At 38.8% G+C, this 22,526-nt stretch carries 19 protein-coding genes; 16 read left to right on the forward strand and 3 right to left on the reverse strand.

The genetic code is table 11. From position 1 onward, the window contains the following. Positions 1–205: 205 nt before the first annotated feature. From ACTWPF_RS01055 to ACTWPF_RS01075, 5 genes are all read left to right on the forward strand, one after another. Entirely contained in the window at positions 206–577 is a 372-nt protein-coding gene (locus ACTWPF_RS01055; protein WP_106898342.1) for a DUF956 family protein, read from the forward strand. A gap of 456 nt (positions 578–1,033) precedes the next feature. Continuing rightward, positions 1,034–2,002: a mannose/fructose/sorbose PTS transporter subunit IIA gene (locus ACTWPF_RS01060; RefSeq protein WP_238017352.1), complete on the forward strand. Its 969-nt coding sequence runs from the start codon at positions 1,034–1,036 to the stop codon at positions 2,000–2,002. A gap of 35 nt (positions 2,003–2,037) precedes the next feature. Then, a complete protein-coding gene (locus tag ACTWPF_RS01065) occupies positions 2,038–2,844 on the forward strand; it encodes a PTS mannose/fructose/sorbose transporter subunit IIC (RefSeq protein ID WP_443148025.1) in 807 nt (268 codons plus the stop codon). An 18-nt stretch (positions 2,845–2,862) separates the two neighbouring features. Then, positions 2,863–3,774, forward strand: coding sequence for a PTS system mannose/fructose/sorbose family transporter subunit IID (locus ACTWPF_RS01070; RefSeq protein WP_238017356.1), 912 nt, complete (start codon positions 2,863–2,865; stop codon positions 3,772–3,774). Positions 3,775–4,066: 292 nt separating this feature from the next. Continuing rightward, a complete protein-coding gene (locus ACTWPF_RS01075; RefSeq protein WP_443148026.1) occupies positions 4,067–5,083 on the forward strand; it encodes an oxidoreductase in 1,017 nt (338 codons plus the stop codon). A gap of 373 nt (positions 5,084–5,456) precedes the next feature. On the opposite strand, the gene ACTWPF_RS01080 is transcribed toward ACTWPF_RS01075, so the two are convergent. Beyond that, positions 5,457–6,902 (reverse strand): DEAD/DEAH box helicase, encoded by a 1,446-nt coding sequence (locus ACTWPF_RS01080; RefSeq protein ID WP_443148027.1) that lies wholly within the window; start codon positions 6,900–6,902, stop codon positions 5,457–5,459. Positions 6,903–7,153: 251 nt separating this feature from the next. Here ACTWPF_RS01080 and ACTWPF_RS01085 point away from each other — a divergent pair, with 251 nt between their 5' ends. The 11 genes from ACTWPF_RS01085 (at position 7,154) to ACTWPF_RS01135 (ending at position 17,728) form a co-directional block, all read left to right on the forward strand. After that, positions 7,154–7,960 carry a sulfite exporter TauE/SafE family protein gene (locus ACTWPF_RS01085; RefSeq protein WP_443148028.1) on the forward strand — a complete coding sequence of 269 codons (807 nt, stop codon included), beginning with the start codon at positions 7,154–7,156 and terminating at the stop codon, positions 7,958–7,960. 82 nt (positions 7,961–8,042) lie between these two features. Continuing rightward, entirely contained in the window at positions 8,043–8,933 is an 891-nt protein-coding gene (locus ACTWPF_RS01090; protein WP_443148029.1) for a LysR family transcriptional regulator, read from the forward strand. A gap of 57 nt (positions 8,934–8,990) precedes the next feature. Beyond that, the gene (locus ACTWPF_RS01095; protein ID WP_443148030.1) at positions 8,991–9,392 is read left to right on the forward strand and encodes a cytidine deaminase; all 402 of its coding nucleotides are present in this window, start codon (positions 8,991–8,993) and stop codon (positions 9,390–9,392) included. Between the two features lie 67 nt (positions 9,393–9,459). Continuing rightward, positions 9,460–10,278 (forward strand): MerR family transcriptional regulator, encoded by an 819-nt coding sequence (locus ACTWPF_RS01100; protein ID WP_443148031.1) that lies wholly within the window; start codon positions 9,460–9,462, stop codon positions 10,276–10,278. A 93-nt stretch (positions 10,279–10,371) separates the two neighbouring features. Next, on the forward strand, positions 10,372–11,568 hold the full coding sequence (locus ACTWPF_RS01105; RefSeq protein ID WP_443148032.1) for an MFS transporter: 1,197 nt from the start codon (positions 10,372–10,374) through the stop codon (positions 11,566–11,568). 448 nt (positions 11,569–12,016) lie between these two features. Further along, positions 12,017–13,297 carry an alcohol acetyltransferase gene (locus ACTWPF_RS01110; protein WP_443148033.1) on the forward strand — a complete coding sequence of 427 codons (1,281 nt, stop codon included), beginning with the start codon at positions 12,017–12,019 and terminating at the stop codon, positions 13,295–13,297. Further along, on the forward strand, positions 13,294–13,959 hold the full coding sequence (locus tag ACTWPF_RS01115) for a DUF6320 domain-containing protein (protein WP_443148034.1): 666 nt from the start codon (positions 13,294–13,296) through the stop codon (positions 13,957–13,959). Before ACTWPF_RS01110 ends, ACTWPF_RS01115 begins: the two co-directional genes overlap by 4 nt. Before the next feature lie 278 nt (positions 13,960–14,237). Beyond that, on the forward strand, positions 14,238–15,500 hold the full coding sequence (codB, locus tag ACTWPF_RS01120) for a cytosine permease (RefSeq protein ID WP_443148035.1): 1,263 nt from the start codon (positions 14,238–14,240) through the stop codon (positions 15,498–15,500). A 79-nt stretch (positions 15,501–15,579) separates the two neighbouring features. Next, on the forward strand, positions 15,580–16,851 hold the full coding sequence (locus ACTWPF_RS01125; protein WP_443148036.1) for a cytosine deaminase: 1,272 nt from the start codon (positions 15,580–15,582) through the stop codon (positions 16,849–16,851). Positions 16,852–16,995: 144 nt separating this feature from the next. Further along, positions 16,996–17,133, forward strand: a complete 138-nt coding sequence (locus tag ACTWPF_RS01130; protein ID WP_238017379.1) for a hypothetical protein — start codon at positions 16,996–16,998, stop codon at positions 17,131–17,133. Positions 17,134–17,302: 169 nt separating this feature from the next. Continuing rightward, positions 17,303–17,728 (forward strand): SRPBCC family protein, encoded by a 426-nt coding sequence (locus ACTWPF_RS01135; RefSeq protein WP_443148037.1) that lies wholly within the window; start codon positions 17,303–17,305, stop codon positions 17,726–17,728. Positions 17,729–17,837: 109 nt separating this feature from the next. On the opposite strand, the gene ppsA is transcribed toward ACTWPF_RS01135, so the two are convergent. Together ppsA and ACTWPF_RS01145 are read right to left on the reverse strand one after the other, a co-directional pair. Next, positions 17,838–20,456: a phosphoenolpyruvate synthase gene (gene ppsA / locus ACTWPF_RS01140; RefSeq protein WP_443148038.1), complete on the reverse strand. Its 2,619-nt coding sequence runs from the start codon at positions 20,454–20,456 to the stop codon at positions 17,838–17,840. Between the two features lie 223 nt (positions 20,457–20,679). Then, positions 20,680–22,257, reverse strand: coding sequence for a Na+/H+ antiporter (locus ACTWPF_RS01145; protein WP_443148039.1), 1,578 nt, complete (start codon positions 22,255–22,257; stop codon positions 20,680–20,682). Positions 22,258–22,526 lie beyond the last annotated feature (269 nt).

The raw sequence follows: 22,526 nt of genomic DNA on the forward strand, positions 1-22,526 counted from the left end.
TGTAAATTCCCTTAATGGAGTCTCATTTTAAATAGCTTATGCCCAATCTGCCTTTTGGGTGAATGTCATGCTTTTTATTATAATGATGAATTGACCAATGAAATAATAAGTCTTGCTAGGATTCTCTTATCCAAAGCATTTTTGGCTTAGAGCTATAAAACGTGTATAATGATTTTTAGTAATAGAAAGAAATGAGGTAGGTCAAATGGTCCAATCTATCAACACAAAAGTTGATTTAGTTATTAATGGAACCTCACATATAAGAATGACCGATTATGGTAAGATCATGATTGGTGATAAAGGGTTTGAATTCTACAACACTCGTGATGCTCGGAAGTTTATTCAAATTCCGTGGGAAGAAGTGGATTCTGTAATCGCTTCTGTCATGTTTAAAGGAAAGTGGATTCCGCGTTATGCAATTAAAACAAAGAGTGACGGGACATATACCTTTTCCTCAAAGGATCCAAAGAAAGTGTTACGAACCATTCGTGAGTATGTGGATGAGGATCGCTTGGTTCAATCATTAGGTTTCTTTGATGTTATAAAACGTGGGTTTAAAGGTAAATTTAATAAGTAGTCATTTTACTAGATAAGGTAGAACGATTCTATTTTTGTAGGAGCATTTGACTATGCCGTTAAATAGGATTCGTAGTGAAAAGGAACTGCGTTAAAAATAATAACTTACTTCTTGAAATGGGTAAAATGGAGTGCTATAATACTCTTAGATAAACTCATTAAAGTATTAACATACTTATTATTCGAGGTATAATTGAAGCGTTTGCAACTAAAACTTAATAGCCATCGTATATTTTTTACGTGTTACTGATTCGATCAGGCATGAGTGAAAAGTATTGATTAAACATGAAGAACTAGGGTCCTACTATACCTCTACCTTCCTTTAATCTACTTTTTACTCATGTCTTTTTTATTTTTTGTTTCTAATGTAATCGTTTTAGTTGAGCTGGGAAATAATACACTTAAGGAGTTTATCATATTTAAGATTTAACAGATCAAATTAATAGGAGGTAAAGTGATGGTAGGAATTGTCATTGCTAGTCACGGCGAATTTGCCACTGGTATCTTGCAATCTGGAGCAATGATCTTTGGAGAACAAGAAAATGTAAAAGCTGTTACATTGATGCCGAGCGAAGGGCCTAATGACGTAAAGGCAAAAATGAAAGAAGCAATCTCCTCTTTTGACAATCAAGACGAAGTATTATTCTTAATTGATCTTTGGGGTGGAACTCCTTTCAACCAAGCCAGCAGCTTGATTGATGAACAAGAGGGTAAATGGGCGATCGTTACTGGTTTAAATTTAGCAATGGTCATCGAATCTTATGCAGCGCGCATGTCTAAGGACACAGCGTATGAGGTTGCTGAACAGATTCTGGGAACAGCTAAAGAAGCAGTTAAAATAAAACCTGAAGAGTTGGAACCAGCGGATACCGCGAAGGCCGATGCCGGACCAGCTAGTACAGGCGCTCCTGGTACATTTGACTACGTGTTAGCGCGTATTGACACGCGTTTGCTGCATGGACAAGTAGCAACAGCCTGGACAAAGAATACACAGCCTACGCGAATTATTGTCGTATCCGATGTGGTAGCAGAGGATGAACTTCGTAAGAAATTGATCCAGCAGGCTGCTCCATCAGGTGTTAAGGCTCATGTTGTGCCAATTAAAAAAATGGTCGAGCTTGCAAAGGATGATCAGCACTTTGGTGGTCAGCGCGCGTTACTGCTTTTCGAAAACCCGCAGGATGTGCTTAGAGCAGTGGAAGGTGGCGTTCCATTAGAAACCATTAATGTTGGTTCGATGTCCCACTCACCTGGTAAAGTACAGCCGAATAAAGTATTGGCTTTTGATCAAAATGATATCGATACGTTCCGCAAATTGAAAGAGTTTGGCGTGGACTTTGATGTACGTAAAGTTCCAGCTGATCAATATGGCAACATGGATGAAATTCTAAGAAGAGCTCAAGCAGAGTTAGATAAACAGAGATAATTTTAATTACCAGACAAAAAGGAGGATGAATAATCATGGATTTGACTATTATTCAGATAATACTCGTTATTATCGTAGCATTCTTAGCTGGTGTGGAAGGAATTTTGGATGAATTCCACTTCCATCAGCCAATTATTGCTTGTACGTTAATCGGTTTAGTTACAGGAGAATTAATACCATGTCTTATCTTAGGTGGTACCCTTCAATTGATTGCTTTAGGTTGGGCAAACATTGGGGCTGCCGTAGCACCGGATGCTGCATTAGCATCGGTTGCATCAGCAATTATTTTAGTTTTAGGTGGACAAGGGGAATCTGGTGTTTCCTCAGCAATCGCGATTGCAGTACCACTTGCAGTAGCTGGATTACTATTGACAATTATCGTTCGTACGATTGCAACAGCGTTTGTCCACTTTATGGATGCCGCAGCGAAAGAGGGTAACTTCCGAAAAGTTGAAATGTGGCATATTATCGCGATCATTATGCAAGGTTTGCGTATTGCTATTCCTGCTGCATTAATTGTAGCAATTGGTGCAGGTCCGGTTAGAGAATTACTTGAATCAATGCCGGCTTGGTTGACAGACGGTATAGCAGTCGGTGGCGGAATGGTTGTAGCGGTTGGTTTTGCGATGGTTATTAACATGATGGCTACAAAAGAAGTATGGCCATTCTTGGCGATTGGTTTCGTAATTGCAACAATTCCATCTCTTACCCTTTTAGGTCTTGGTGGTATTGGTGTAGCACTTGCACTTATTTATATTGCATTATCAAAACAAGGTGGCTCTGGTAATGGCGGAGGCGGTAATACTGGTGATCCGTTAGGCGACATTATTGATAACTACTAAAAGGAGGAGGCTTAAAAAATGGAAAAAGGATTGAAATTATCAAAAAGAGATCGTATAGCTATTTGGTTCCGTTCCATGTTCATTCAAGGTTCTTGGAACTATGAACGGATGCAAAACGGTGGTTGGGCATTCTCTATGATCCCGGCAATCAAACGATTATATAAAACAAAAGAAGATCGTTCTGCTGCATTGCAGCGTCACTTAGAGTTTTTTAATACACACCCATATGTAGCATCACCAATTATTGGTGTAACGCTTGCGCTTGAAGAAGAACGGGCAAATGGTGCTCCGGTAGACGACAAGGCCATTCAAGGGGTTAAAGTCGGTATGATGGGACCTTTAGCTGGTATTGGGGATCCATTGTTCTGGTTTACGGTAAAACCGATCCTTGGTGCACTAGCGGCTTCGCTAGCAATGAGCGGTAATATTCTTGGTCCTATTCTTTACTTCGTATTATGGAATCTGATTCGTATGGGCTTCATGTGGTATACACAAGAGCTTGGTTACAAAGCCGGTTCTAAAATCACAGATGACTTGTCTGGCGGATTACTTCAAGATATCACCAAGGGAGCCTCGATACTCGGTATGTTCATCCTTGGTGCCTTAATTAACCGGTGGGTAGCCATATCCTTTACGCCAACCGTCTCGGAAATTAAACTTGATGAAGGTGCATATATCGATTGGGAGAACCTGCCTTCTGGTGCCGAAGGAATTAGAACAGCATTAGAACAGCAAGCCGCAGGGCGATCGTTAAGTGAGTATAAGGTCACGACCTTACAAGATAACTTGAATGACTTATCTCCTGGTTTAGCTGCATTGGCGTTAACCCTTCTATGTATGTGGTTACTTAGAAAGAAAGTTTCTCCAATTATTATGATTCTTGGATTGTTCGTTCTAGGTATTGTCTTCCACGTAATTGGTTTAATGTAATTTTTCGATAGAACCTTTTTCGAAAAATATAATAGAAAAGTACCTCCTGGTTTGATAACGTATCAACCTAAGGAGGTACTTTTTCATACTTGTTTAAGAGGTTGTTCAAAAAGTCCGGTAAAAATGACGCATCGAATTTCTTCGTTGGCTTGCCTTTCCGTTCCTCACGTATTAATTGCATACGTTCCGGTACTCAATGCTTCGCCGCCTCGAAATTCTCGGTCCTTTTCAACCTCCTTTTTGAACACATACTTTAAAGAGCAACAATAAAAATATGTTTTAGGAGGCAGTTATGCTTACGATCGGTTATATAGGAAATGGGAAAAGCACGAACAGATATCATCTTCCATTCGTGCTGCAAAGAGACAATATTAAAGTGAAAACAATTTATCGAAGAACACCTGAGAATGATAATTGGGATAAGATTGCAGGGGTAAATTACACCTCTGATTTAGATGCGTTATTAAATGATGAGGATATCCAACTCATTGTGGTTTGCACAAGATACGATAGCCATTATGATTACGCTAAATTAGTATTAGAACATAATAAGCACTGCTTGGTTGAAAAGCCATTTATGGAAACCTCAGAACAGGCTAAAGAGATATTTGCGTTGGCTAAAGAGAAGGACTTAATTGTGCAGGCGTATCAAAATAGACGTTTTGATAGTGATTTCTTAACCGTTCAAAAGGTCATTGAAGAAGGGAAAACAGGCGACTTGTTAGAAGTAGAAATGCATTATGATTACTACCGTCCTGAAGTACCTGAGTCTGTGCATTCTTTTGACCCTGCTTCGTCCTTTTTATATGAACATGGCTGTCATACGCTAGATCAGGTCATTAGTTATTTCGGCAAGCCAGATGATATTCATTATGACGTAAGGCAGATTTTAGGACAGGGAAGAAAAAATGATTACTTCGATTTGGATTTATATTATGGCGGGTTAAAAGTATCTGTAAAATCTAGTTACTTCAGACTGAAGGAAAGGCCTAGCTTCGTCGTCCATGGTAAGAAGGGCTCCTTTGTCAAAGAAACGAAAGATCGCCAGGAAGAACATTTGAAGCTATTTTACATGCCGGATAACAAAGATTTTGGTGTCGATACAATAAACCACTATGGTGTGCTGACATATATCGATGAAGAAGGTACCGTTCACGAAGAAAAAGTGAAGTCTGTAGATGGGGATTATGGAAGAGTATATGATGACGTATACGAAGCGATCCTACATGGTAAAGATAAAACCATCACAGACGAGCAGACACTACTGCAAATGGAGATATTAGAAACCGGTGTTAAGAACTTAAAGTAAAAAGGTAAGGTTGCCTATAGCGAGTAAGGTTATTCTATGCCTTTCTAATTCACTTGATCAAAACCCTAGTTGAACAAAAAGGGGCAAGAATAAAAGTAATTTTGGTAAAGAGAAATCCTAACTGTGATTATGTTTTCAATAATCAAGTTAGGATTTTTGGTTTAACTAGTGACTTTTTAATTAGCGTAGGAAATAAACGTAGACTCCTGCGGGAGCATAGGCATAGGTTAGGCCCCGGAGTGCGTTAGCACGAGGAGACTTACCAGCCGCCCGCGGAAAGCGGAGTTTATTTCTGAAGCGATGATTAGAGATCTTACTAGTTCCTTATCATTTTTCTTTTGACTTGATAATTGTACCCACTCTTTTTAAGTTATTATTTAATTGCTTTGTTTACTTTTAGTTTCTTTCCTTTGACCGTTGTATTCTCCATGGCTTGTATAACGACGGAGCCTTTTCCATTTAGGATATCGACATAAGACATTTGGTCATGGATGGTGATAATGCCGATGTCCTCTGCTGTGACGCCTGGGATTTTGGCAATTGTTCCAACAAAATCAACAGCACGAAGCTTTTTCTTTTTGCCACCATTGAAATGAAGTTTCATAATGTCTTGATTGATTCGGGCGGTTTTATTATTTCTTACAATGCGTCTGCTGCTAAGTTTTTCTTCGAAGGCAGCTTTTCCACTAGCCACTTCCTGTGGGCTGGGAGCTTCTATAGTAGGTATCTCAAAACCGATGTATTTTTCAATTGCTTTAAGGAATTTTCCTTCAAAAGGTGTCGAAAATGTCATGGCTTTTCCTTTATTACCGGCACGGCCGGTTCTTCCGGTTCGGTGTACATAGCTCTCTTTTTCCATAGGAACGTCGTAATTGATGACGAGTGTTACATTATCAATATCAATCCCTCTAGCAGCTACATCGGTGGCCACGAGATAGCGGAAGTTCCCCATTTTGAACCCTTCCATAACAGCAAAGCGGTCTTCTTGTTCCAGTCCCCCGTGGAGTCTCTCACAAGGATATCCAGCTTTATCTAGTTCGCTGTACACTGTATCTACATGTTCTTTCGTTCGGCAGAAAATCAGGCAGCTATCTGGATTTTCTACAACGGTGATATCTTTAAGAAGTGAAATCTTTTCTTCTTCTCTCACTTTAATTAAGAAATGTTCAATGGACTCGGCCGTTACCCCAGTCGATTCAATCTCTATATGAGTAGGGTCTATCATATATTTATGGCAAAGATTTTCAACATCTTTAGGCAAGGTAGCAGAAAAAACCATGGTTACGCGGTTTGAAGGTAATGCTTGGATAATCGCTTCCACTTCATCAATGAAACCTCTATTAAGCATCTCATCCGCTTCATCTATGATAAGGTACTTTATTTGATCCAAATCTAGGGTTTCTCGATCAATGTGGTCCTTGACCCGTCCGGGTGTCCCAACAACTACATGCGTTTTTTGTTTCAATTCATCCTTTTGTTTCGTAAAAGGTTCTTTTCCATAGACGGCTACTGCCTTCATACGTTTAAACCTGCCGATATTCGTGATATCTTCGCGGACTTGAACGGCAAGCTCCCGCGTTGGGGTAAGGATGAGAGCCTGTGGTTTCTTTTCCTCCCATTCAATCATATTGCAAACAGGAATACCAAAGGAAGCCGTCTTTCCGCTACCTGTTTGAGCTTTTACGACAAGATCTTGGTTCTCCATTGCTAATGGGATGACTTTACTTTGAACTTCTGTTGGCGTTTCGTATTTTAACACAGCAAGTGCTCTTTTTATTTCGTCGCTTACTTGATAATCCGCAAAACTTCTTTTACTCATTATATAACCTCTTTAATCGTTTTTTCGTCATATGTATAGGATTCTCTCCAGGAAATATCATATGCATGATCTGAATATGCTTCATTATACTTGAAAAATACGAAACATATTGGCTTTTCTACTAAATTTAATATTAAATGACCAAATTTATACTTTTGAACAGCACCCCATACCAATCGGTTATACCCTATGACATATTGGTATTTTTATAATGAAGGTTTGTTTGCTAAGCTTTTAAAGTAGTAAAGTATTTGTTTTGGGAGCTGGTCGATATATTCGTTTTATATTTTATTATTGGTTTACTCGCCTCCACTCTTGGGGCTATTGCTGGTTTAGGTGGCGGGGTCATTATCAAGCCAGTGTTAGATTTCTTTGGTGATTTTGATTTACCGACCGTAGGTGTCTTATCCGCTGCAACCGTTCTAGCAATGGCAAGTATGTCGTTAATCAAACTTAAGAATAAGGAAGTACAAATTGATAAAGCAGTTAGTTCCATTCTTGCTGGAGGCTCTATTCTTGGCGGGGTTGTAGGGAAGAGTATCTTCAACGTTATTGCGGTGTCTATGAACATTCCAACCATCACGGCAATTATCCAATCCTCTGTCTTAGCGGTGCTATTAACGCTCGTCTTTATTTATTTTCTAAAGAAAGATAAAGTAAAATCGTTTGCTTTTAAAAATAAAGCTGGCATTTTTACCATCGGCCTTGCATTAGGTTTTTTATCGGCATTTCTGGGAATTGGTGGAGGGCCATTAAATGTTACGGTGTTGATTTTATTGTTTGCTATGAATACAAAGAGTGCGGCTGTTAATTCTATTTTTATTATATTTTTCTCTCAATTATCTGCACTGCTGCTCATTGCCTTTACCACTGGATATGCGGAATATGATTTGTCCATGTTACTTTACATGATCCCTGGAGGAATTTTGGGTGGGATTATCGGCTCAAATTTTAGCGTTAAACTGACAGATAACCAAATAGACAAGATATTTAGTGTTACGATTTTGGTTATTATTTTTATTAACCTATATAATATTGTGGAGGTCGCTTTCCTCTAATAAAACATACTAAAGATAGTATGTTTTTTTCGTTTATCACTTTATACTTATAGAAATAACGTTATAAGAAGGAGGGATAAGCATGAATATAGATACATTAAGTATCTTTTGTCTCGTAGTAGATACAGGTAGTATCAGTCAAGCAGCTAAGTTATCTTACGTTTCCCAACCGGCTGTTACCAAGCAGATCCACCAGTTGGAAACAACATATAATGCACTGTTATTTGACCGAACAGACGGCAGGTTAACGTTAACAGAGAGTGGACAGACTTTGTACCCGTTTGCAAAAGCTATTGTAGCAGATTTTAATCGTTCAAAATCGGCCGTTTCCGACAATTTAAAGGGGTATCACGATTCCCTTAAAGTTGGAGCTAGTTTAACGATTGGGGAGTACCTTCTCCCAGGGATGTTAGGTCAATTGAAAAAGAACTATCCAACTGTTAACGTATCGCTATTGGTAGAGAATACTCCACGCGTAATCGAAGCATTGCTAGATGATGTAATTGACCTTGCCTTGGTTGAAGGGGAGGTATTGAATGATAATGTTCTAGTGGAAGCTATTGCAGAGGACGAGTTAGTGCTTATTCACTCCCCAGAACACCCATGGGCAGAGCGGGGTGCGATCAACATGGCAGAATTAGCGCGCGAGCAAATGCTTTGGCGAGAACCAGCCTCTGGTACAAGATTAATTATTGAGAATTTCCTCAGAAAGCATCAAGTATTGGATAAGATACAAAGCTATATGGACCTAGGTAGCACCCAAGCCATTAAAAGTGCAGTAGAAGCAGGACTTGGTGTTAGTATTGTCTCGAAGTTAGTAGTTGCAAGAGAACTGGAACAAGGGGTGTTGTGTAGAACGAAGATAGAAAATGTGCAGCTTAAACGAAATCTTTGGCTCGTAAAGAAAAAGCAACGTTTTAATAAAAATAGTGTAATCATTTTTGAACAGTTTATAAAGGAAAACAGGTTGTAGAGTGCGATTTTATAGTTGGGAGTTACATATTAGCAACAATCATTTAGGGAGGATAAGATGGACATAGAACAACAGCTTTACCAATCAGCAATAGAATTAATAGAAGATAGATACCCTTCTGGATGGGGAGGCGCCGCTGCAATGTATACGGAAAGCGGGCAAATCCTCACCAGTGTATCACCAGATGTTATTGTTGCTTCCACAGAGCTATGTATAGAAACAGGTGCTATTCTAGAAGCGCATAAGCTTAATACGAGAGTAACACATACTATCTGTGTCGTAAGGGATGATGAAAATGCTCCGTTTACGATTTTAACTCCATGTGGTGTATGCCAAGAACGGCTTTTTTACTGGGGAGAGGACGTAGAAGCAGCTGTAACCACTCCGTCTGGTGAACTTCAATTTAAAACATTAAAAGAAATTCAGCCGTATCATTGGTATAAAGCTTATGATGATTAATTGACTATGAAAGAGAAATCATTTCAAAACACAAGTTGGACCTCATAGTCATAAAAAGGATGATAAAATGAAAAATCTATTTACCATTGGAGAAATGGCGAAGCTCCATAATACTACAATGAAAACATTGCGATATTATGATGAAATTGAATTATTAAGACCAATTAAAGTCGATCTAACGAATGGCTATAGATACTATTCAACCGAACAATTTGAACAATTAAACACGATCCATTACTTGAAGAAGTTAGGATTTTCTTTAAAGCAAATTAAGAGCCATTTAGATCATAGAGATATTGATGGTTTCCTGGGTTTATTAGAGAAACAGAAGAATCTAACAGAACAAAAAATAAAGGAGTTAGAGCAAATTAACCGTAGTTTTCAAAACCGTATAAAGGATATCACATTTGCTCGAGAAATAACGGAATTAGGAGTGGTGAGAGTCCTGAAAATGAATGAAAGGAAAATAGTAAGATTAATGAGCAAAATGGATACAGCACCTAAAATGGAGGTTTCTTTAAGACAATTAGAGAATTTGTCCAATATGAATTCCTCCATTTTTATTGGCGGAGTCGGCTTGACAGTAGATCAACGTAATATAAAAGAAAACAAATTTGAGGAATACAACTCCATTTTTATCTCAATTGAAGAGGAAGATATACAGAGCCCATTAGTAACAACTTTTGCGGAAGGGAATTATGCCAGCATTTATTATACGGGAGAACACCACGATTCCTCTCCATATTATAATATCTTACTAGATTACATTAAGAAAAACAGCCTTCAAATTATAGGAGACTCAATAGAAAGAACGATTATAGATCAATACATATCAAAAGATAAAAAAGATCACGTAACAGAAATACAAATCCCAGTTAGTTATTGACCTTCCCCTTACAGGAAGGTTTATTATTTGTGTTGGTTTGTGGTAGGAAATTTCCTAGATTTTCTACTGAATTAAAAGAAGGAGAGAAAAAGAATGACTCACACAAATAATAAGATTTGGTCATTGTCTTTCATTTTTGTAACGATTGCCAATGCCTTAACTTTTATGATTTTCGAAATGTTACTACCAACCCTGCCCTTATTTGTCACGGCTCTAGGAGGAGACGCAAGTAAAGTGGGGCTGGTTACAGGTGTTTTTATGTTATCTGCAATTTTAACTCGCCCGTTTGCGGGAATTCTTGCAACAAAATTTGATAAAAAGTTGCTTTTGGTTTTGGGTATGCTAATCATGGCTCTATCTACAGGTGCTTACTATCTATCAAATAATGTAACAACATTATTAATCATTCGGCTTATTCATGGAGCAGGATTTGGGTTAGCAACAACTTACTTTGCAACGCTTGCTGCTGAAATTATTCCTAAGGAGCGGCGAGGTGAAGGCATCGGTTATTTTGGTGTCGGAGAAACGGTAGCCATCTCTGTAGGTCCAATGATTGGGGTTATGACACTAGAATTATATGACTTTAAACGTTTGTTCTTTGGAGGAATGTCCGTACTTATTCTAGCCATTGTTATGGCAGTTTTTATAAAGAGAAGACCAAGCGGAAACCAGTTGGATGAACAACATAGTGTTAAAGTAAAAATACTGGAGAAGCGAGTTCTGTTTCCAGCAATGCTTATTCTTCTTGTTGGAGTTGCGGCAGGAGGTATTATGTCTTTCTTTTCTTTATATGCCATAGAGAAAGATTTTACTCATGTGGGATTGTTTTTCTTATTAATTGCTGTAGCGAGTTTTGCTATTCGATTAATATCAGGAAAGTTGTTTGATGTTCACGGGCCTTCTGTCATTGTAATTCCAGGTTCCATTTTATCAATGATAGGATTTTTTATTTTATTTTTCGCCGGTAGTGATAGCATGTTTATGTTAGCAGCTCTACTTTATGGATTTGGATTTGGGGCTATCTTTCCAGCCATTCAAACGTGGTGTATGAACTTAGTGGAGGAGCATGAACATGAGAATGCAATGGCTTCATTCTTTAATTTTTTCGATTTAGGTATTGGAGGAGGGTCTGTTATTCTTGGGCTAGTCGCTACTGCTGCATCTTACCAAGCAATCTATCTAGTCGCTTCTATTGTGTATGGTGTTTTACTGGTGGTATATATTGTTTATCTAGCAAAAGGAGCAAAAGGGAAAATGACAAAAAGGAAACAAACTACTAACCTGTTATAAAAGTGCCTATGAAGGTATACAGGTGTTAGGAAGGGTTTTGTTACTTGCAATGCAGCCTATGCTAGGTCTTGGTCCCTTAGCTGCCCCGAAAATCCTAAGCTACCTTTCTTAGCAACTCAAAGAATTTACCTTATAGTAGGAAGCATTTTTTATTAATGTTGGCCAAATTTTATCAATGCTCAGACGTTTGGGGGGGCTTGTTATTCTTATTCTTTCATAATCCTCTTTACTGTAATGTTGTGTCTATAGTGTAGGTATCTGTATAAATAAGTTCCTCTATGTAACATTTAGATCTATATAGATGCTTGTTAGATCTCCCCGTTTCCAGTAAACTGTTTATCAAAAGAGCGATATCATACGAAAATATCAAATGCTATAATAGCATGTATTTGGTAAATGAGTTTACATTTTTCCATAGAAATTAGCTATAGGTAAAGAAGGTACATTTATGAGTAAATGGTTTAAAGTTGATAATGCAGGTAAGGTGTTTCACGCAGTAACAGAAGCTTCTAATTCCTCCGTATACCGTGTTTCTGTACTAATGAAAGACATGATAGACGAGGAGATATTGCAAGAGGCGCTCGATCACGTCATCAAACGATTCCCGACACTAGCTGTAAAAGTACGCAAAGGGATCTTTTGGGACTTTATGGAGAGTAATGAAGAAAAACTTAGCGTTCAGCAGGAAACGACCTACCCCTGTCACCCCATTCATCCAAAGGAGAATAATGGCTATTTGTTCAAAGTCTTATATTTTAACAAACGAATAGCGGTGGAAATTTTTCATTCCCTTACAGACGGTACAGGAGCAGTTGAGTTTCTTAAAACATTAATTTATCAATATTTAACATTGCAAGGAGAAGACATAGCAGTAGACGGGGATGCGTTATTATTTTCGGATCAAGTGCCAAGTAAGTATGAAACAGAAGATAGTTTTGAAAAGTATTATCAGAAGTCGACTCGAAATTATCTTCAGGATAAAGTACAGCGAGCTTTTCAGATTAAAGGAACGCCATTTGACCCTTCAGGCGTAAATGTTATTCATGGCGTAATCCGTGCTTCGGCTTTAAATCATGTTGCAAAGCAAAAGGGCATGTCTGTAACGGAATTTATTACCGCAGTGCTCATCCATGCTATTTATTCCGAAACAATGAAGTACGGCGTATACAATGAAAATATTACAATAGCGCTGCCTGCTAATCTCCGTCGCAAATTTCCTTCCATAACATTAAGAAACTTCTTTTCCGTAGTCAATGTAAGGGTGGATGTTTCGGGTGACATTACATTAGAGGATATTATTAAAACAGTATCGGAGCAACTAAGAAGTAAGACGGATAGACAGCACTTACAGGATGGGATCAATCGACACGTGCAGCTACAAAAGAGCTTAAAAACAAGAATTGTACCATTGTCCATAAAGTATCATGCGATGCGCTACGGGTTTAGACATTATGGGGAATTAGCGAAAACGCTCACCCTGACTAATCTAGGAAGCATTAATCTGCCTGACTCGATGAAAAGTTATATTGAAAGAATGGAAGTTGTCCTGTATCCCACCAAAAATAGTCCCATTAATTGTGGAGTCTCTTCTGTTAATGACCAAATGACCATAACGTTTGCGCGCTCGATTGTAGAATCGGAAATAATTAAGTCGTTCTTCAATCAACTGTCTCGTTTAACAGGCCTTAATGTGGAAGTTTACTCCAATAATTGGGGGGAGGCGAAATGAATTACTGCAATTATTGTGGGGTGTCGGTCGATCACGTGACATGTCCCTTATGTCATCGTAAAGTAGCTGAATCAATAGATAATGAGGTAAAGTTATATCCAGACTATCCGGATATGATACTGAAAAAAAGAAGGACATTTATCGCAAAGATAGTGACCTTTCTATCTATTGTTATGGCAAGTACATGTTTTGTTATAAACCTTCTAGTAAATCCCGACTACCTTTGGTCGCTGTATGTAGTAGGCGGGGCGCTTTATCTTTTCGTAACAATGAACCATACTATCCTTTCATCGGCACATACAGGCTCGAAAATTGTTTTACAGGTAATAAGCCTATCTAGTGTACTGGTAATCGTGGACATTACATCAGTTTTCCAGCGATGGTCAGTAAATTTTGCCATCCCTTTGATAATTATTATGGCTACGCTTCTGATAACCATCATTATTTTGAAAAAGCGAATGCGCTGGCGGGAATATGTGGGCTATATATTAGCCATGATTGGGATCGGTTTTGTTCCCATTGGCTTGTATATTACCGGGATTGCTACAATCCTCTGGGCATGCGCAGGAACTTCTCTCTATGCACTGCTAACACTTATTGGCATGCTGTTATTTTCATCCAAAACATTTAAAGAGGAGTTCATTCGACGGTTTCATCTATGAGCGCTTTTTGTAAAAGGAAATCTACTTCTGTCCACACACCCAATTGACACGAACTAGTTTTCCTGTCATAATCTACTTAATTGCATATGGTACCTTTAATTCAGTCCAGAGAGGCTGACAAGGACAGCGGATTTTTACAATACACGAGGAGTAGGTGTGCTTTACCCTATGCTGGTGTATTGTATAAAAAAGAGGCTAATTGTCAGGTTAACTGGTAATTAGCCTCTTTTTTTGCTGTGATTTTTGGTGCCGGAAAAATCATAGTTGGGGGAATAATGATGAAAAAAATAGATGTTGAGTATTCATTACAAGCAGTACCACAGTCAGAACGAAATAATTTTTGGAAGACATTATCCGTTATGCTCGGGTTTACGTTCTTCTCTGCAAGTATGCTAGCTGGTGGGGAATTGGGGGCTGGCCTATCATTCTCACAATTTATTTTAATCATGTTAATCGGAAATATAGCGCTTGGGATGTATACAGGATCGCTTGCTTATATTGCGGCAAAGACAGGCTTGTCTACACATCTTCTGGCTAAATACGCGTTTGGTGAAAAGGGATCGTATTTGCCTTCCTTTTTACTAGGATTTACGCAGGTTGGCTGGTTTGGTGTTGGAGTGGCAATGTTTGCTGTGCCTGTCGCAACCGCCATGGATTGGAATGTCTATGCTTTAATCTTTATCTTTGGAATTGCCATTACAGCATCAGCAATCTTTGGCATGAAAGCTTTAGTCGTCTTAGGATTTATTGCTGTACCTGCCATTGCAATTTTAGGAAGCTATTCTGTATTTGAAGCAACAGAGTACATGGGTGGTTTTGATACCCTGTGGAGTTATGAACCTACAGAAACATTGACGGTAGCGGCAGCTCTTACGATTTGCGTTGGCTCCTTTATTAGTGGCGGAACGTTAACACCAGACTTTGCACGGTTTGCCAAGACATCACGTTCTGCGGTAGTAGCAACGGTTATCGCGTTTTTCTTAGGAAACTCCCTCATGTTTCTGTTTGGCGCAGTCGGAGCAATGTCTTACGGACTACCAGATATTTCAGAAGTAATGTTTTTACAAGGATTAATGATTCCGGCGATTATCGTGTTAGGGTTAAATATTTGGACAACCAATGACAATGCCCTCTATGCATCAGGTCTAGGGTTTGCGAATATCACCAAGCTTCCTAAAAAGGTATTTGTTGTTGTAAATGGACTCGTTGGGACACTGCTTGCCATGTGGATGTACAACAACTTTGTCGGCTTCTTAAACATTCTGGGCGCTGCTATCCCTTCCATTGGGGCAATCATTATCGCGGACTATTTCTTTGTTAGAAAAAGGAAGTATGGTACGTTTAAAGAAATGACGTTTAAACCAGTAAACTGGGTTGCGATTGGGGCATGGGCAAGTGGTGTTGTAATTGCACAGCTAGCACCAGGAATTACTCCATTAAATGCCTTAATTGGAACAGCAGCTGTTTATATCGTATTTATGTATCTCGCATCAATAAAAATGAAAAAAGAAGAAGCACCCGTTTTAAGGAAGGCCGACTAGGAAAGGCTTGCCTTGGGGGAACCCCACTGATTGAAGGTTCACTTTATACATTCTTATTTTAGAAAAAGGGAGATCTCACATGCTCATAAAAAATGCAACATTACGTGGAAAAGAAGGACATTGGCATATATTGATTGAAGATGGCAAGTTTGCTGCTATTACACAAAATCTTGAGGAAGTTTCGGGTATAGAAGAGGTAATTGACGCAAAGGGCGCACTTGTTTTACCGCCATTCATTGAGCCACATATTCATTTAGATACAACCTTAACTGCTGGAGAGCCGGAATGGAATCAAAGCGGCACCCTTTTTGAAGGAATCCAACGCTGGTCTCAGCGCAAGGAGTCGTTAACACAGGAAGATGTGAAGACAAGAGCGAAAAAGGCACTAAAATGGCAAATTGCACAAGGAATCCAACATGTTCGTACACATGTTGATGTAACTGACCCAAGTCTGACTGCATTAAAAGCCATGATAGAAGTGAAGAAAGAAATGGCGGACTTTGTTGACATTCAGCTTGTCGCGTTTCCACAAGAAGGGATTCAATCTTTCCCAAATGGTGTCGAATTACTTGAAGAGGCATTGAAATTGGGTGCGGATGTAGTGGGTGGTATTCCTCACTTTGAATTCACAAGAGAATATGGTGTGGAGTCGATGAAGACAGCCTTTGATCTAGCGGAAAAATATGATCTTCTAGTAGATATCCACTGTGATGAAATCGATGACGAGCAGTCTCGATTTGTGGAAGTGGTAGCCAAAGAAGCATACGAACGTGGCATGGGCGAGCGAACAACTGCGAGCCATACCACAGCAATGGGCTCTTACAATGATGCCTATACAACGAAATTATTCCGCCTATTGAAGCTCTCGAACATTAACTTTGTATCCAATCCACTGGTGAACATTCATTTGCAGGGAAGATTTGATACGTATCCGAAGCGCCGTGGATTAACGCGGGTAAAAGAAATACAAGAAGCTGGATTAAACATTTGCTTCGGCCATGATGATATCTTTGATCCATGGTATCCTCTCGGAACAGGAAATATGCTTCAAGTCTTGCATATGGGAATCCATGCATCACAATTAATGGGCTATGAGCAGATTGTAAACTCGATTGATTTGATCACGAAAAACAGTGCGAAGACATTGCATATTGAAGACAAATACGGAATTGAAGAAGGAAAGCCAGCAAACTTCATCGTCATGACAGCAGAGAATGAATATGAAGTGATTCGCAAGCAGGCTGCAGTACGGTACTCCTTCCGAAATGGCAAGCTGATTTCCCAAACAAAACCAAGTGAAACAGCGATTACCTTGGGAAATGCAACAGAGAGAGTTACATTTGATCGATAATAGAAGAGATGAGGGCACACCTTTTGTTGGTGTGCTCTTTTTTTGATGGTCAGGTGGTAACTAGAATATTTCTGAGAGTTGAAACAATTTTGCCGTTCGTACGTATTGAATAAGGATATCCTTCTTACACATGTAGACCCTATTGTGTCGGAAGAACAAGTCGAGCAAATTTCTGACAAGATAAATTTTTGGTATGACTTCTATGAAAGAAGTTTAATTTGGCGGTATGGACACATCCCTGCTGAACGGAAAGAGGGAGAGAAGGAAGCGTTAGAACATTAAACAGGTGATTGTAATTAGTATGGATAGTTTAGGATTATTTCCCGGGTAATGCACTTTTTAATAATTCTAAGTAGTAAAATAACTGTTGGCCTTTTATAATATATAATAAGACATCTCATGTAACCAACTCCGATAAAAAAATCATGTGATTATTTAGGAGGGTATTAAATTGGGAACATCAAAAGAAATCAGAGTAGAAGCAACTGTTCAAGCACCAATAGACAAGGTGTGGAAGTATTGGACAGAGCCAGACCACATTAAACAATGGAACAATGCTTCAGATGATTGGCACACCCCATTTGCAGAAAATGATCTTAGAGTAGGCGGGACATTTGTTTCAAAAATGGAAGCCAAAGATGGCAGTACAGGTTTCGACTTTGGTGGAATCTATGATGAAGTAATATTACATGAGGTTATTACTTATACCATGGCGGATGGAAGGAAAGTAAACATCACGTTTAAAGGTGATGACAAGGAAAACGAAGTAGTGGAGACGTTTGATGCAGACGCTTCACATCCAGCAGAGTTTCAGCAACAAGGTTGGCAGGCGATCCTAAGCAATTTTAAAAGCTATGTAGAACAAAATGAACACTAAATTTATAAGTCATTAAAATGGAATAATGGCGTATCTGTCTATGTAATGACAGATACACCATTATTATTTTTCTCTTATGTTACTTTTTAGTTATAACAATAGAAAGCACTTATAATATTTCAATATATCCTTCTGTGCCGTGGACGCGAATTTGTTGCCCGTCTCTTATCAATTTGGTAGCATTTTCTACCCCGACAACTGCTGGCAGGCCATATTCACGTGCGATAACTGCTCCGTGAGTCATCAGTCCACCGACTTCGGTGACTAGGCCTTTTATGGATACAAACAATGGTGTCCAGCTAGGATCAGTAAAGGAGGTGACTAATATATCTCCATCGTCTAGATCAGCATCTTCCATGTTTAAGATAACACGGGCTCTCCCTTCTATAACGCCAGAAGAAACAGGTAGCCCTACAATTGCTTCGGCTGGGAGGTTTTCCCGTTTGTAATCACCTGTAATAATCTCCCCATCAGAAGTGATAACACGTGGGGGAGTTAATTTCTCATATAAGGTGTATTCATCCTTACGTTGGCTAATGATCTGATAATCTAATTTTTTTGTGCTTACAACTTCGTGAAATTCTTCAAAAGTAAGATAGTATATATCCTCTTTTTCGTGAACTACGCCTTCTTGTACAAGTTTTTCGGCTTCTTCCAGTAAAGCTTTCTTATAAGCAAAATAACGATTAATCATAGCGTATTTTGGATATTCTCGATACCCGATAAAACCCCGGATTAGGTCAATTTTCTGTTTTGTTTCTTGGGCTTTTTGTTCACCATCCGGTAATTGTATCAATCTATCTAATAACTCTTGTTCTTTCTTCAAAGCAATGCGTCGCCCATGTTCAAATTTTCGTCTGCTGGCATTAGGTTCTAAGTTCTTAATATTACTTAGGATCATGGGTACAAGTGTAATTGGTTTTTCACTCCAACGAGTTCTCGTAATATCAATTTCTCCAGCACATCTCATCCCGTATTTGTTAAGGTAATCTATTATTGCCTCCTGAGTTTCCTGTCCACCATCAAACTTAACGATTTCCTCTAAAAAGTTATCATCTTTTACATGTTGTAAATAAGCAATGACTTTTGGAAATGGACGAATTACATCTGAGACATCCAATAAATCTAGACCCATTTCAGAAGTGATATTGTTTGGAACAGACTGTGAGAGCGTATCTGCAACATTTTTTTCACCTAACCACGTATTCATTTTTTCATTAATCCATGATGAAGCATTCATAGCAGCCGTAATCACAGCCAAACTTTGTGGATCAAATAAATTTCCCTTTAATTTCTGGATATCCCTTCGAATAAAATCAAATAATTCTGATCCCGTCTTTGTTTGGATGTTATGTTTTAATTCCTCTATTGAAGTTTGACTACTTCTAATCAAATCAGATACAATTGTCGGATTGTTTTCGAATAGTGCTTGAGAACTCGCAGATGTAATATCCTTTTTGCTTTTACCAGGACTCTGTTTTTGTTGATTATTTGGTTGCGATTTTATAAAATCTTTTCGTTGTAGTATAGTCAAAAGTGCATCTTTTATGAGCGGGTCGGATTGTCCTAACGAATTTAATAAAGATTCTCTACTATCGAGTGAAGAAAGACTTTGTGTGATATCAACAAACAATCTCCCACCAGCTTGACGCATCGGTGCAGGCGTGGTTAACAGAAAAAAGGACAATCCCAACGGTTTCATCGGGTCGGTCATCATTTGCTGATGACCCACAGATACATAGACGTGATTTTCTTGAGACTTGTTCGCCTCAGGGATGGGGAATAGGACAGTGATGGGACGACTTTGGACAATATAAAATGTTTCATCAACCAAACACCATTCTATATCTTGTGGGCAACCGAAATGAGTCTCGATCTGTCTTGCAATACGTGCCAATTTTAGAATCTGTTGATCAGTAAGTGTTTGCTTCTTTTGCAGTTCAAAATTAATTTGCTGTGTTTTTGTTCCGCCTTTTTTTCGTCCATAGATGGCCAATTTTTTAGTTGCTATCATTTTATCAATGATGTCTTCTTCGTGTACTTTATAACAATCGGCAGATACCAAGCCAGAGACCAGTGCTTCTCCAAGCCCAAAACTGGCATTGATTGATAGCTGCTTTCTATTCGAGGTAATGGGGTCAGCGGTAAATAAAATTCCTGAAGCCTGCGGGAAAACCATCTTTTGAATAATAACGGATAAATACACTTGATTGTGGTCGAATCCGTTTTGCATACGGTAAATTACAGCACGATCCGTAAATAGTGAAGCCCAACATTTACTGATATGCTGCATAATCGCTTCTTTGCCAATTATATTTAGATAAGTGTCTTGCTGACCGGCAAAAGAAGCATGTGGTAAATCTTCAGCAGTTGCACTAGAACGCACGGCATAAGGATGTTGCTCGCCTAACTGGGAGAGATGCTGAGCAATAGCTTCCGCTACCTCAGAAGGAACCTCTACTTCCATAATGACCTTCCGAATATTCCTGCTCACTTCACCAATTTGATCTCGGTCCTCTGCTTTTAGCAATGTCAGTTGATCCACCAGCGCGTGAAAAGCTTCGTTTTGTTCAAGGGCATTTTGGAAGGCTGCTGTTGTTATACAAAATCCCTCAGGTACTTGTATTCCTTCAATTTTTGATAACTCCCCTAAATTTAACCCTTTTCCACCAACAAGGCCAAGTTGCGTTTTTTTCATTTCCTGAAATCCGAGAACGAAAGAACTCATTCTGTATCCTCCTAGTCATGACTGTTTATTTTCTTTGACGAATTTCTCCTCTCAACCAGTTTCTATTGTATTTTAGCAGTAGCAAATAAGGATGAATAGTCTATAATATCGATTTTTTCTATGCTATAATTAAACTAGAAAGAGTAAGAACTTAATATTTCTGAGTCATTTATGCTTCAAAAAAAGGCATCCATCTTACTAAAGGGGATGCCTTTTTCTCGTTTTATGAATCTTCCTCTAATTCCACGATTTTGTTGGTAATCAAATCCTGTTCCTGTTGTGCAACTTCACTCGAAATAATATCTTCCTTTAACAAATGCCCAACGGCTTCGTGTTGCGCATAGAGCGAATGTTTTAAGAGGGCGATTTCCTGTTTTTTTCTAAGATCAGGGTGTTTATGGAAAAGCGCATTGATATCATTGTGCAATTTGGTACGTTGCTTTTTATACTCATCGACAACAGATTCTGAAACCAATTCTGTTATAAACAAGTTCTTTTTTACCTTATTGATTTCTTCAATTCCCGTCTCGTAACGATGCGCACGGGCAATAAGGGCTTCATACTCTTGGTAACCTTCTTCTTTTTTATTTACGCCAAGCCATGTGATAAGCGGTTTAATGGAAAGACCCTGCACGACAAGCGAGAACAAGACGACACTAAAGGCAAGAATTAAGATCTCCTCACGACCTTCAAAATCTCTCGGAAGACTAAGTACGAGTGCGATGGATAAGGATCCTTTAAGACCGCCCCAATTTAAGATATGCTTCCAGGAGAGTGGGATGTTTTTAAGGAACAGAAGGCTGCCATAGACTGCGAAGCTTCTGGCGATTAGCACGATTAAAATGGCGGTAAAAATAAGCCCCCAATGTTCTGCCACATTAATCCGTGTAATTTCTAACCCGACCATTAAAAAGACGAGGGAATTGGCTAACAGTGTTACGACGTCCCAAAAATTACTGATGTTTAATTTGGTGGCAGGACTCATGCCAATCTTTGATCCATAATTTCCAAAAATAAGGGCTGCAACCACAACGGCAATAACTCCAGATGCCTCAAAGCTTTCCGCAAGTAAGAAGGCACCGTAGAAAAGAATAATGCTAAATATGATTTCCAATGGATAATCATCAAAGTATCGAGTAAGACGCGAAAAGCCGTAGCCAAGTAATCCTCCAATAAGTAAGCCTAAAGAGATGACTTTAATAAATTCCCATACACCATGTCCAGCACCTAGTACCCCCATGTCGAGGTAGGAGATCAGGGAGAAAGCGGAAATATTGAATAAGACAACCGCTAATCCATCATTAAACAGACTTTCCCCTTCAATTACAGTAGAAAGTCTCTTTTTCACACCGACACTCTTGAAGATGGATAAAACACTAACAGGGTCTGTAGCACTCATTAATGCTGCAAATACAAAGGCTGCAGGGATGGAAAGTCCAAGAAGCCATAAGGATGAAAAGCCAATGATTAGAAAGGATAAAAAAGTTCCGCCAAACGCCAGGGCCAAAATCGGTTTTTTGTTTTCATTTAAATGGGAAAAAGGGAGCTTTAACGCTGCTTCCCCTAATAAAGCAGGTAAGAACAACGTGATAATAACAAAGTTAAAAACTTCTCCTTCTGTAATAAAGTCTTTTAATGGCTCTAATACAGGAATGTTCACAAGCCCAATGATTGCCCCGACAATGACTAACGCAATGGGGTAGGGCTGTTTAAATTTCTTTGCAATCGCCGTAATTCCAGCTGCAATCATAACTAAAATAAGTCCAAGTTGAAAAATATGATGTAAATCCAAGTCATACATGATTCGTTCCTCCCGTACATGCAATTTTTATCTCATAGTATTCATACTTCCCTATTGAGAGAAAAACATTTCTCACTAGGTTGATTTAGAATCAATGAAAACTCTATAAAAAACAATGGAACCTAATTCCTGTATTGAAAAGGAGAAGAAATTTCATTACAGTAAAGAGGAGAGTCATATAAAATGCGTTATAAAGAGTAGGTGATAGATATGGCATTTATCATGTCTGATATTGTAGCTTCTCATGCAAAGTCTAATAATGAATAGGC

The organism is Oceanobacillus sp. M65 (assembly GCF_052246275.1).
Lineage (GTDB): Bacteria > Bacillota > Bacilli > Bacillales > Amphibacillaceae > Oceanobacillus_B > Oceanobacillus_B jordanicus.